The organism is Candidatus Neomarinimicrobiota bacterium, assembly GCA_017656425.1.
Taxonomy (GTDB): domain Bacteria; phylum Fidelibacterota; class UBA2242; order UBA2242; family B5-G15; genus JACDNV01.
The window spans coordinates 34,708-47,306 of sequence record JACDNV010000010.1; the positions used below are offsets into that span (position 1 = coordinate 34,708).

Genomic DNA, 12,599 nt, shown 5'->3' on the forward strand with positions numbered 1-12,599 from the left:
CTTTTATTTTTTTAATATTTAACTAATATAACTTCTGGTTTAATTACCTTAGGTTTAATTCAAGAAATAGTTGAATAGAGGCCTATTTACAAAAAGTTTACATAAAATTTACTCTTATTTAATACTCATTTTGTTAAATACGATGTAATTTCACAGTTCTGATGAAAAATGAGAGGAAGTTATGAAAAAACTGATTATAGTTACAATTTTAATCTTATCAGTCTTTTTTAGAGCAAATCCTGCCGATCTTATAGGAGCAGGAGCCACATTTCCATATCTATTGTATTCGAAAATGTTCAGTGAATATAAGAAGCAATATGGAATAAAAGTCAATTACCAGGCAATTGGTTCTGGAGGGGGCGTAAGGCAGATAAGGGAAAAGACTGTTGATTTTGGTGCTTCAGATGCGTTTTTGAGTGATGAAGAAATGAAAATGTTTTCCGATGAGGTAGTCCACATCCCTATATGTGCTGGTGCTGTAGTGATTACCTATAATCTACCTGGGAATCCAGAGTTAAAACTTTCCCAGGATGTTATAGCGGATATATTTCTTGGAAAGATAACAAAATGGAATGATCCGAAGATACAAAAGTTGAATCCAGAGGTTAAGTTGCCCAATCTAAAGGTTTTAGTTGTGCACAGGTCTGATGGTAGTGGTACGACATATATTTTTAGCGATTATCTAAGTAAGATTAGTAAGGAGTGGAAAAAGAAAGTCGGTGCCGGTAAGTCTTTGCGATGGCCTGTTGGGGTTGGAGCAAAAGGTAATTCTGGTGTTACAGGGATGATAAAACAAATCCCTGGTACTATAGGCTATGTAGAGTTTGCTTATGCTTTACAGAATCGGTTGCCGATAGCACTTATTAAAAATAAAAGTGGCAAATTCATAAAACCCTCTATTGAAACAGTAAAATTATCTGCGGAAACTAAGCTACCAGATGATATGAGAGTATCCCTTACAGATACAGATGCACCTGAAGGATATCCTATCACCGGCTTTACATGGTTAATTGTCTACAAAGAATTAAAGAATGGTGGTTTAACATATGAAAAAGCGAAAGAGCTGATAAATCTTCTCTGGTGGATGGTCCATGATGGACAAAAGTATACAGTAAATTTACATTATGCTCCTCTTTCTGATTTAGCTCAAAAAAAAGCAGAAATTATACTAAGGTCAATAACTTATGAGGGTAAAAAATTACTTGACTAAGATTAGCAGGATTAGATGAATATCGATAAAATTTTCAAAGCTGGATTATTTTTGGCTGGTTTTATAACGATGCTACTGATTATTGCTTCTTTTATATCTCTATTGATTGAAAGTATACCTGCTATAAAAGCCTTTGGGATAAGATTTTTAACCTCATCGACCTGGGATCCAGTTTTAGAAGAATTTGGATTTTTACCATTTTTTATCGGGACGTTATTAACATCCATTATGGCACTTCTGATATCTATTCCCTTTTCTCTTGCTGTATCTCTTTTTCTTAGTGAGTATTTTAAATCAGGGATAATAAGTAAAATATTGAATTATGCAACCGACTTGCTTTCTGGAATACCATCGGTAATATATGGATTCTGGGGTCTATTTGTGCTGATGCCTGTCGTTAGATATATTGAAATGAAATTGGGGATAATTCCATACGGAGTTGGAATATTAACTGCTTCATTAATCCTATCAATTATGATAATTCCTTTCTCTTCTTCTGTGGCAAGAGAGGTTATAAGGCTTGTTCCTAGTGATATAAAAGAAGCTGCATATTCTATGGGAGCGACCCATTTTGAAGTTATAAGAAAAATTATCCTTCCCTATTCAAAATCTGGTATATTTGCCGGTATAATGCTTGCATTTGGCAGGGCTCTTGGTGAAACAATGGCGGTTACTATGGTTATTGGGAATGCAAATAGAATTCCCAAATCTCTTTTTGAACCAGGGAATACTCTTGCTTCGGTAATTGCTAATGAATTTGCTGAAGCTTCCAGCGATATTCATCTTAGTGCATTAATAGAGCTTGGTTTACTTCTTTTCATTGTTACTCTTATTATAAATTTTGCCGGGAGTCTTGTAATTAAGAGGTTTGAAATTGAAAAATAATATAGGGAAAAGAATATTTTTAAACCATTTGTTTAAGGTGCTGATAATATCTCTATCTCTATTTACAATTATCCCATTATTTTTAATTCTATATCACATAGTAAAAAACGGCATAAGTGTTATTGATTTTGAATTTTTTATAAGATTGCCCAAACCACCAGGAGAGGAAGGCGGGGGAATTTTACATTCACTTGTTGGGACTTTAATCCTTGTTATAATAGCTTTCATTATTGCTACTCCATTGGGGATATTTACCGGTGTTTTTCTGGCTGAAGTTAAAGACAGGTTTAGTAACAATTTAAGATTTTTAATAAATATAATACAGGGAATCCCATCGATTGTGATAGGAATCCTCGTTTACATCTGGATTGTTATTCCAATGGGTGGTTTTAGTGCATTTGCAGGTGGTGTCGCATTAGCGATTATGATGCTGCCAGTGGTAATTAAATCAACAGAAGAAACTATAAAGATGATTCCTGATACATTGAAGGAGGCCTCCTATTCTCTTGGAGTTAACTATACACGGACAATATTAAAAGTGGTAATTCCCTCGGGATTTGGTGGTATAGCCTCTGGATTAATTGTAGCTATATCAAGAGTTGCTGGTGAAACCGCTCCGCTTTTGTTCACTGCCTTTGGTAGTTCATTTTTGAATGTTAATCCTTTTAAACCTATTGATGCATTGCCCTTGCTTGTATTTAACTATGCAATGAGCCTTTATGAAAGCTGGCATCGCATCGCCTGGGGAGCATCTTTTGTATTACTGGTATTTGTTTTAATTCTTAATGTTCTTGTAAAAATTGCAGGAGCGAAATGGAGAACACGGTTTTAAGGATTGAAAATCTCTTTGCTGGTTATAATGATAGTGGATGGATATTGAAAGATATTAATCTATCAATCTATAAGAATAGGGTTACAACTATTATGGGACCTTCGGGGTGTGGCAAGACAACACTGATAAGGTGTATAAACCGCATGCACGAACTGACTGATGGAGCAATGGCAAAGGGTGAAATTTATCTGGATAATGAAAATATTTTTGAGATAAATCCTATACTTCTTAGAAGAAGAATCGGGATGGTGTTCCAAAGACCAAATCCATTTCCTACTATGAGCATATATGATAATGTTATTTCGGGCTATATTCTGAATGGGTTAAAACTTTCCAAGAGAGAAAAAGATGAAATTGTGGAGGATGCTTTAAGGAAGGCATTTCTATGGGATGAGGTAAAGGATGTGCTTCATAGAAAAGGGACTTTTTTATCTGGTGGACAGCAGCAGAGATTATGTATAGCGAGAGCGCTTGCTATGAAACCTGAGATAATCCTTCTTGATGAACCAACTTCTGCACTTGATCCAAAAGCTACGGCAATGATTGAGGAGTTGATTGTGGATTTAAAAAATAATGTGACAGTGTTGTTGGTAACTCATAACATAGCCCAAGCAGCAAGGGTTTCCGATTATACAGCCTTTTTATATCTTGGAAACCTTATAGAGTATGGAGAGACCCAGAAACTATTCACTGTACCGAAGGATAAAAGAACAGAAGAATATTTAACTGGAAAATTTGGTTAATAGAGGTTATTTTTGTATTTGCGAGAGATGATATGGTTAATAAAGAATTAAATTTATTAATAGAAGAAATTATTGAATATTCCCACCTTATAATAGATATGGTGGAAGGTAGTGTGAAGGGGCTCGTTGAAAAAAATAGAGATATTTTAACAAAAGTAATTGATGATATGGAGAGTCGAGCGAATGCATATGAAATAGAAATAGACAGAAATTGTGCTGAATTTATTGTCAAGTATCAACCTCGAGCTATCGATCTCAGAACGGTTTTAATGATTCTCAAAATGAATAATGATCTTGAAAGAATGGGAGACCATGCTGTAAATGCCAGTGAGAGTGCACTGTTTTTGATCCAAAGACCTGAAGTGAAACCTCTGATAGATATTCCAAGGATGGCTGAGATTTCGGTTAAGATGCTGAAAGATGCAGTTAAAGCATTTGTTAACGGAGATATAGGGCTTGCTAAGACTGTATGTGAACGAGATGATATTGTAGATAATTTGGCTGATCAGGTCTTAAGGGAGCTATTGACTTACATGGCTTCAGATCCTTCTACTATTGAGAGATCCCTTCATTTGTTGCGTGTTTCCAGTAATCTTGAAAGAATTGCTGATCTATCGACAAATATTTCAGAGGATGTTGTTTTTATTGTCTCGGGAAAAGTAATTAAACATCACGAAAGTGAAATAGAATAGATATATTTATTTTTTCTATCTTGGACTTTTATGAAATCACTTTCCTCTTATATCTTGTGATAGACTGATTAAAATTTTATATTTTAACAAATATATGTGAGGGAATTATGGATGTAAGAAAATTGTGTGCTGCCGCTTTGATAGTGATAATAGTTTTTCTTAATGCCTGTAATGTTGGTAATAGAAATATCGAAATGATTAAAAATGGCGTAGTTGTTAAAATCGATAGTCTCAATATAAAAATACAGTTTTATTCAGATAATATAGTAAGGGTTGTGAAATGGTTTCCATCGGGAACTGATAAGAAATTGAGTCTATCAGTGGTTGTTACCAGAATCCCCCGCGTTAAATATCGAATGGAAAAAGATAGTGAAAAAATATCCATTGAAACATCAGCAATGACGTTGAAAATTAATAGAAAAAATGGTAGTATCGTTTACGGTAATAATGATGGGAAGACCATTTTAGCTGAGTTCGGGCGTCCTGTATTTGAGCCATTCAAAGATCAATACGAGAATTCATTTCATATTTCACAGAAGTTTATTCTTAACGATGCCGATGGTATATATGGTCTTGGCCAGCATCAGTATGGTTACATGAATTATAGAGGTAAAAAGGTGGTCTTGGTTCAGTCAAATACAGATGCTGTTAATCCGTTTCTAATATCCACTGGAAATTTTGGGATGTTATGGGATAATTATAGTAAGACCATTTTTGAAGATAAGGAGCAATACATGCAAATGTGGTCTGATGTTGGAGATAATATAGATTATTATTTCATTTGCGGCAAAAGTATGGACGATGTGATAAAAGGCTATAGATACCTGACTGGAGATGCTCCTCTTTATGGTAAGTGGGTTTATGGTTATTGGCAGAGTAAAGAACATTATGATACTCAAGAAGAAATACTCAGTGTAGCGAGGAAGTATCGTAAGTTAAAGATACCAATTGATAACATAATACAGGATTGGAGATACTGGGGGGATAATGACAAATGGAGCGGTATGGTTTTTGATCCTGTTCGATATCCCGATCCCGATACTATGGTAAGGGAGCTTCATGATTTGAATTTTCATCTTATGATTTCCATTTGGCCCGGATTGGGACAAAACACTGAAATATATAAAGAAATGAAGAAGTATGGATATTTATATGATATTGTTGGATGGGCAAACTTCAAGTATTATGACGCCTTCAACCCAGCTGCCAATGATATTTACTGGAAGTATTTGAAAAAAGGGTTATACGATAAGGGAATTGATGCATTCTGGATTGATTCCACAGAGCCAGATATTGTGAATGCTACAACAAAAGAATCACAGGAATATGAAATGAAGAAAGTTGGAAAATGTTATCTTGGTTCATGGGCGAGATACCTGAATGCTTATTCGCTTGTAATGATGGACGCATTATATAAAAAGCTTAGAAATGTAACAGACAGAAAGAGAGTTTATCTATTAACTCGATCTGCATTTGCAGGACAGCAGCGAACAGCTGCTACTACCTGGTCCGGTGATATAGGAGCGAGCTGGGATATTTACAGGAAGCAGATCTCAGCTGGATTGAATTTTTGCATGTCAGGGATTCCTTATTGGACTTTTGATATAGGAGCTTTTGTCATTGGTGCTTATGGGGGTGTATTTATCAATGGAGGGAAAGATCCTTCATATCAGGAGTTATATACCAGGATGTTTCAATTTGGTGCATTTTGTCCAATATTTCGTGCTCACGGTTCTGAGACACCCAGAGAGATATGGGAATTTGGAGAGTTTACAGATATACTAATAAAATTTGTCAATCTAAGATATCGCTTACTTCCATATATTTATTCCCTTGCATGGAAAGTTACATCTGAAGGGTATACCTATATGAGGGGCTTGGCAATGGATTTTCCTGATGACCTTGATACCTATGATATTGATGATGAATATATGTTTGGCCCGTCGATGCTTATCTGCCCTGTTACAACTTATATGTATTATAAACCACCAGAACATAGTATCCTAATAACACCTGAACATTTTATGACTAAGGATGGTGAGCGAGGAGTGCTTGCTAAATATTTTATTGATTCCGATTTTAAAATCCAATCGCATACTCAGATAGAACCTTGCATTAACCATATGTGGTATACAGGAAGGCCAGAATATATGACCGATTCCGCTTTTTCTGTAATATGGGAAGGATACCTAATTCCCAATGAGACAGGTAAACATCAATTTCACTTGATTAGCTATGACTATAAGAACATTTATATCAATGGAAGAAAATTGGATTATGTTTATACAAGTGTAGAGCAGTATACAGAACCGATTTTTCTCAAATCAGGTAAAAAATATGATTTTCGATTAGAACTACAGAATAGATCTACGGGTGCAGCGAAAATGAAACTTTATTGGAAAACACCAAGTATATTCACTCGTGAGAAGCAAAATGTAGAGCGGTTTAAGATTCGAAATGTGTACTTACCACGGAGTAATCTATGGTATGATTTCTGGACAGGCAATGTTTATCAGGGTGGTCAGATGATTGTTGCCGAAGCTCCTATTGACAAAATACCGATATATATAAAAGCTGGCTCTATTTTGCCTATGGGACCATTTATTGAATTTGCTGACCAAAAACCTGCTGATCCAATTGAAATTAGAATTTATCCTGGTAAAGACAGTAGATTTACATTATATGAAGATGAAGGCGATGGGTACAATTATGAAATGGGTATATATTCGACGATAGATTTTATATGGGATGATGAAAATAAAACATTAACAATCGATAAAAGGAAAGGTAGCTACCCTGGAATGCTTAAAGAGAGAACATTCAATGTAGTTATTGTGGTACCGGGTAAAGGTGTAGGTGTCGAAGAGACAAAAAACCCAACAAAAACTATAAAATATAAAGGGAAAAGATTGATTGTGAGATTTTAATAGTTAATATGAATTTTATTTCAATGTCGAATCTATTGAATGACGGGGATTATGAAATCTCAGAAAAAAATTGCTTTTTTATATTTGTGCATTTAAAATTAATTTATAGATAGTATAATTCTAAGATATGATAAAGAATAAGACATGGGATTAATTTTAGAGAAAAAATATATAGATGAAAGTTGGGATTTTGAAGATGCGAATACAAAAACTCTAACCCATTGTTTTCATAACTATCCTGCAATGATGATTCCTCAGGTTGCAGCAAGACTTATAGAAAAATATGGGAGAAATGCAGATCTATTATTTGATCCTTATTGTGGTACAGGAACATCATTGGTAGAGGCAAATATGAGAAATATTAATGCTATTGGAACAGATTTAAATCCACTTGCTCGTTTAATTGCTAAAGCCAAAACCACTCCAATAAGTATTGAAATACTCGATCTATACCTGAAGGACTTTTATGATTTGATTTTCAATTTACGATTTGGAATAAAAAAATATACTCACTTTGACATACCTGTATTTGATAATATCGATTATTGGTTTACCGATGATGTTCAAAAGAAATTAGCAATTTTAAAACATTATATTGATAACATAGATAACGAACCTATAAAAAACTTTTTTTTGGTAGCTTTTAGTGAAACTGTTAGGGAAAGTTCTTTAACCAGAAATGGTGAATTCAAACTTTATAGAATTGCAGAAAAGGATATCAAAACCTTTAATCCCGATGTATATGGAATTATGGAGAGTAAACTATCTAGAAATAGGAAAGGTTTAATTGAGTTTTTGAATAATAAGCAAAATAATTCTACTTCACAAATTTGTTGTTTTAATACAGTTTACAATATTCCCGAAGAAATATTGCCAAACGATTCTGTAGATATAGTTGTAACATCGCCTCCTTATGGAGATTCTCGAACAACAGTTGCTTATGGTCAGTTTTCTAGGTTGGCCAATCAATGGTTAGGTTTTGAAACAGCTTCAAAATTAGATAACGAATTGATGGGAGGTAAAAAACCCAAAGAAATAGGAAAATTTGGAATTAAAATCATTGATGAAACAATAGAGCAAGTTGGTAACAAAGATGAAAAAAGAGTAAAAGATGTTTATTCTTTTTATAAGGATTATTTGGCTTCTATAAATAACATTTCCAAGGTAATAAAAAAGAATGGATTTGCATGTTTTGTGGTTGGAAACCGAAGAGTCAAATCTATAACTTTGCCCACAGATGAAATAACATCTGAAATTTTTAAAATTAATGGATTTCACCATATTGAAACAATAATTAGAAGGATTCCTAATAAAAGAATGCCATTAAAAAATAGCCCAACGAATATAAAAGGAGAAAAGGATTCTACAATGAATTATGAATATATTGTTGTTATGCAAAAGGTCGAAAATTAAAAAAGGTACTTGTATATGAATTTGAAAGAATTAACTAATAGATTGCAAAATATAAGTGATATGGGATATATAAGAGCTTTAAGAAGAGGGAGCACAGGAATCGGTTATACTTTTGAGTCACTGTTTGGATTAGAGGAGACAAATATTCCAATTCCTGATATAGGAGGAAGGGTTGAAATAAAAACGACTCGCAAAGATAGTTCGTCGCTTGTTACGCTTTTTACCTTTAATAGAGGTGTTTGGTTAAGGAAACAAAAAGAAATTATAGAACAATTTGGTTATGAGGATAAAAACGGAAGGAAAGCTTTAAAATCAACAATATTTTTTAATAGACCAAATTCTTTGGGATTAATTATAGAAATTGACGAAAGTAAAAAAGTAATAAGACTATTGTCTTCCAATGATATTTTGTTGGCAGAATGGGATATCTATGTTGTAGTCGGAGTTTTTTCTTCAAAATTAAGTCGATTATTGTTTGTTCTAGCTGATAGGCGTGCTGTTCAAGGTCATGAGGAGTTTCACTTTAATGAAGCCTACCTTTTAACAGAACCAAATCCAAGAAACTTTATAGATGCCATTAAAAATTCACTTGTTGGGATTGATTTAAGAATGCATTTGAAAGAAAATGAAACGGTTAGAAATAGAGGAACGGGTTTTAGAATAAGAGAAAAGGATATTTATGAGCTTTATGGGAATAGACGTAGATTGTTGTAACTTGATTTAATTTGATTTTTGATGTTCAATATTTAATCAAGGTTATTAATCTTCATCTTTAGTAATGTAAATTTAATTTTACCTGATAAGAGAATATATAAGAATAAATAAGATAGATTTAAAATTACCTCCTAATTTGCTAAAAAAATCTTGATTATGACCTCGAGTAATTGTAAGTTTTTTGGCTTTTTAATTATTAAGGTGAATGATATATGAGTAAGAAAATGTTTAAAACATATTTTCCAAAAAGGGATGATATAAAGCGCGAATGGGTGTTAGTAGATGCCGAGGGTAAAAGCCTTGGTAGGTTGGCGAGTAAAATAGCAAGTATTTTAAGAGGTAAGAATAAGCCTTATTTTAGCCCACATCTTGATACAGGTGATTTTGTAGTAGTGATTAATGCAGATAAAGTGAGATTGACAGGTAAAAAAGCTAGTCAGAAAACCTACTTTAAGCATTCAGGATATCTTGGTGGGTGGAGGCAGATCCCTTTTAAAGAGATGTTAGCCAAGCATCCAGAGAGAATAATAAAACATGCTGTTTGGGGGATGTTACCAAAAAATAGATTGGGAAGGAAAATTTTTAAGAAATTAAAGGTTTATTCTGGAACTGAGCATCCCCACCAGGCTCAAAAACCCCAAGAAATAGAAATAGAAGGGTAATATCTAATGTCTGTTGAGGAATATGTAGCTACAGGTAGAAGAAAAACATCTGTCGCAAGGCTTAGAATGAAGCCAGGAAGCGGTAAATTTATTGTAAATGGAAAGCCTGTGGAAGAATATTTTACCCGTGTAGATCATAGAAGTAGGGTTATACAGCCATTCAAGGTTACAAATTTGTTTGGAAAGTTTGACGTCAGGGTAAAGGTTAGTGGTGGTGGTATAACAGGACAAACTGATGCTGTAAGGCATGCTGTTGCAAGAGCACTTGAGAAATATGATCCGGAATTGAGGAAGATATTGAAACCTGCTGGTTTATTATCAAGGGATCCAAGAGTAAAAGAGAGAAAGAAGTACGGTTTAAGAGGTGCAAGGCGTGCATTTCAGTTTTCTAAACGATAATATTTTAAATTAGGGTTTGTGTATGGCAGAGATAACATTTGAAACGTTATGGAAAGCTGGAGCGCATTTTGGGCATCTAAAGAGTAAATGGAATCCCAAAATGCGGGATTATATATTTGCAGAGAAAAATAAGATACATATAATTGATCTAAAGAAAACCCAGAAGTGTCTTGAGGATGCGTTGAGATTTATTCGGGAAACGGTAAGAAATGGTGGGACTGTTCTATTTGTGGGTACAAAAAAGCAAGCAAAGGAAGTTGTTCAAAAAGAAGCTGATAGATGTGGAATGTTTTATGTAGTCGAAAGGTGGCTTGGTGGTACTCTCACGAATTTCCAAACGATAAAAAAAAGTATAAAGAGGCTGCAGGAGCTTGAAGAGCTTAAAAAGACTGGTTACGGTGAATCTTATACTAAAAAAGAGAGATTGATGCTGGAAAGGGAGAGGGAAAAATTAGCTATCTTGCATCGTGGTATCCGTGATATGAAATTTTTACCAGACGTGCTGGTTGTTGTAGATGAAGCCCATGAGAGAACCGCGGTTTTAGAAGCAAATAGACTTGCTATTCCAGTAGTTGCGATTGTAGATACCAATGGGGATCCTACATTAGTGGATTATCCCATTCCAGCGAATGACGATTCAATACAAACTATACAGTTAATGGTAGGCAAGATTGCCGATGCTATAATAGAAGCAAAAGGCTCAAGTTTTGTAGATGAAGGACAAACAAAAGAAAGTGTCCACGAAGAGAGTGTAGAAAAACAGGAGCAGGCACAGGGGATGGAAGATGAAAATTGATGTTGAATTAGTGAAAAAGCTTCGTGATATGACAGGCAGTGGAGTAATGGACTGCAAAGGGGCTTTGAAAGAAGCTGATGGTGATATAGAAAAAGCTGTAGAAATTCTGCGCAAAAAAGGAATAGCAAAAGCGGAGAAGAAAGCAGGGAGAGAAGTGAAGGAAGGTCTTATCTGGTCATACATTCATCCCGGTAATAAGATAGGAGTTTTGGTGGAAGTTAACTGTGAGACAGATTTTGTTGCTAGGACAGATGATTTTAAGAATTTCACAAAAGATATAGCAATGCAAATTGCGGCGACAAATCCTCTTGCTATTACAAGGGAAGATATTGATCCAAAAATCATTGAAAAAGAGAAGGAAATCTATGCTGAGCAAGCAAAAGCTCAGGGTAAGCCTGAAGCTGTTATAGAAAAAATAGTTGAGGGAAGACTGGAAAAATATTTTCAGGAAGCTTGTTTAATGGAGCAGCCTTTTGTAAAAGACCCTCAGAAGACAATAAAAGATTACCTGACGGAAATGGTAGCAAAGCTTGGCGAGAATATAGTCATATCAAGGTTTGTAAGATTCCAGCTTGGCGTTTACGAATAATATAAATTAAAAAAATAATGACAAAACCAATTTTTAAGCGTGTAATATTGAAATTCTCTGGTGAAGCGCTTGGTGGTAAAAAACATAACGGTATTGATCCTGAGATTACAGAATATATTGTTGAAGAGATAAAGTCAATAAAGGAGTTGGGGACGAAGGTTGGTATAGTTGTTGGTGGTGGGAATTTCATACGTGGTGTAAATTCCGAAGGTACAGGGCTTTTAAGAATTACTGCAGACTATATGGGAATGATGGCTACCATAATGAATGCCCTTGCACTCAGAGATTTTTTCAGGAAAAAGGGGATAGAAGCTGTAGTTACATCCGCTATAAATGTTGAAAATGTTACAGTTCCTCTTTTTATAGATAAGTTGAATGTGGAATTGGATAAAGGGAAAGTCTTAATTTTTGCTGGTGGTACAGGTAGGCCTTTTGTTAGTACTGATACAGCGGCAGCTATACGGGCATGTGAGTTTTCGGCTGATGCAATAATAAAAGGCACAAAAGTTGACGGTATTTATGATAAAGATCCCGAAGTTTATCCTGATGCGACATTTATACAGGATATTACATTTAATGATGTTCTTAAAAAAGGTTTAAATGTTATGGATATGACAGCTTTTGCAATGTGTCAGACGTATAACATTCCTGTTATTATTTATAATATGAATAAAAGAGGTTATTTAAAAAGAATAATAACTGGTGAGAAGCTTGGTAGTATAATTCATGGGGTATAA

Annotated in this window: 13 protein-coding genes; all 13 read left to right on the plus strand. The window is 34.4% G+C overall.

The features are described 5' to 3' along the window. The first annotated feature begins 181 nt into the window (after nucleotides 1-181). The 13 genes from pstS (at nucleotide 182) to H0Z29_08310 (ending at nucleotide 12,599) form a co-directional block, all read left to right on the plus strand. Nucleotides 182-1,210: a phosphate ABC transporter substrate-binding protein PstS gene (gene pstS / locus H0Z29_08250; protein ID MBO8131491.1), complete on the plus strand. Its 1,029-nt coding sequence runs from the start codon at nucleotides 182-184 to the stop codon at nucleotides 1,208-1,210. A 15-nt stretch (nucleotides 1,211-1,225) separates the two neighbouring features. Next, on the plus strand, nucleotides 1,226-2,095 hold the full coding sequence (pstC, locus tag H0Z29_08255) for a phosphate ABC transporter permease subunit PstC (protein MBO8131492.1): 870 nt from the start codon (nucleotides 1,226-1,228) through the stop codon (nucleotides 2,093-2,095). Next, entirely contained in the window at nucleotides 2,085-2,927 is an 843-nt protein-coding gene (gene pstA / locus H0Z29_08260) for a phosphate ABC transporter permease PstA (protein MBO8131493.1), read from the plus strand. The genes pstC and pstA overlap by 11 nt, the downstream gene beginning before the upstream one ends. Further along, complete coding sequence (gene pstB / locus H0Z29_08265) at nucleotides 2,909-3,670, plus strand: phosphate ABC transporter ATP-binding protein (GenBank protein ID MBO8131494.1); 762 nt, start codon at nucleotides 2,909-2,911, stop codon at nucleotides 3,668-3,670. Before pstA ends, pstB begins: the two co-directional genes overlap by 19 nt. A 32-nt stretch (nucleotides 3,671-3,702) precedes the next feature. Further along, a complete protein-coding gene (phoU, locus tag H0Z29_08270; protein ID MBO8131495.1) occupies nucleotides 3,703-4,362 on the plus strand; it encodes a phosphate signaling complex protein PhoU in 660 nt (219 codons plus the stop codon). A 107-nt stretch (nucleotides 4,363-4,469) separates the two neighbouring features. Then, the gene (locus H0Z29_08275; GenBank protein MBO8131496.1) at nucleotides 4,470-7,289 is read left to right on the plus strand and encodes a DUF5110 domain-containing protein; all 2,820 of its coding nucleotides are present in this window, start codon (nucleotides 4,470-4,472) and stop codon (nucleotides 7,287-7,289) included. Between the two features lie 144 nt (nucleotides 7,290-7,433). After that, nucleotides 7,434-8,702 carry a DNA methyltransferase gene (locus H0Z29_08280; GenBank protein MBO8131497.1) on the plus strand — a complete coding sequence of 423 codons (1,269 nt, stop codon included), beginning with the start codon at nucleotides 7,434-7,436 and terminating at the stop codon, nucleotides 8,700-8,702. Between the two features lie 15 nt (nucleotides 8,703-8,717). Next, nucleotides 8,718-9,416 carry a hypothetical protein gene (locus H0Z29_08285; protein ID MBO8131498.1) on the plus strand — a complete coding sequence of 233 codons (699 nt, stop codon included), beginning with the start codon at nucleotides 8,718-8,720 and terminating at the stop codon, nucleotides 9,414-9,416. Nucleotides 9,417-9,628: 212 nt separating this feature from the next. Then, nucleotides 9,629-10,078, plus strand: coding sequence for a 50S ribosomal protein L13 (gene rplM, locus H0Z29_08290; protein ID MBO8131499.1), 450 nt, complete (start codon nucleotides 9,629-9,631; stop codon nucleotides 10,076-10,078). Between the two features lie 6 nt (nucleotides 10,079-10,084). Further along, nucleotides 10,085-10,477, plus strand: coding sequence for a 30S ribosomal protein S9 (gene rpsI, locus H0Z29_08295; GenBank protein MBO8131500.1), 393 nt, complete (start codon nucleotides 10,085-10,087; stop codon nucleotides 10,475-10,477). A 22-nt stretch (nucleotides 10,478-10,499) separates the two neighbouring features. Next, nucleotides 10,500-11,273, plus strand: coding sequence for a 30S ribosomal protein S2 (gene rpsB, locus H0Z29_08300; protein MBO8131501.1), 774 nt, complete (start codon nucleotides 10,500-10,502; stop codon nucleotides 11,271-11,273). Further along, nucleotides 11,263-11,862: a translation elongation factor Ts gene (gene tsf / locus H0Z29_08305; protein ID MBO8131502.1), complete on the plus strand. Its 600-nt coding sequence runs from the start codon at nucleotides 11,263-11,265 to the stop codon at nucleotides 11,860-11,862. Before rpsB ends, tsf begins: the two co-directional genes overlap by 11 nt. Nucleotides 11,863-11,879: 17 nt before the next feature. Beyond that, complete coding sequence (locus H0Z29_08310; protein ID MBO8131503.1) at nucleotides 11,880-12,599, plus strand: UMP kinase; 720 nt, start codon at nucleotides 11,880-11,882, stop codon at nucleotides 12,597-12,599.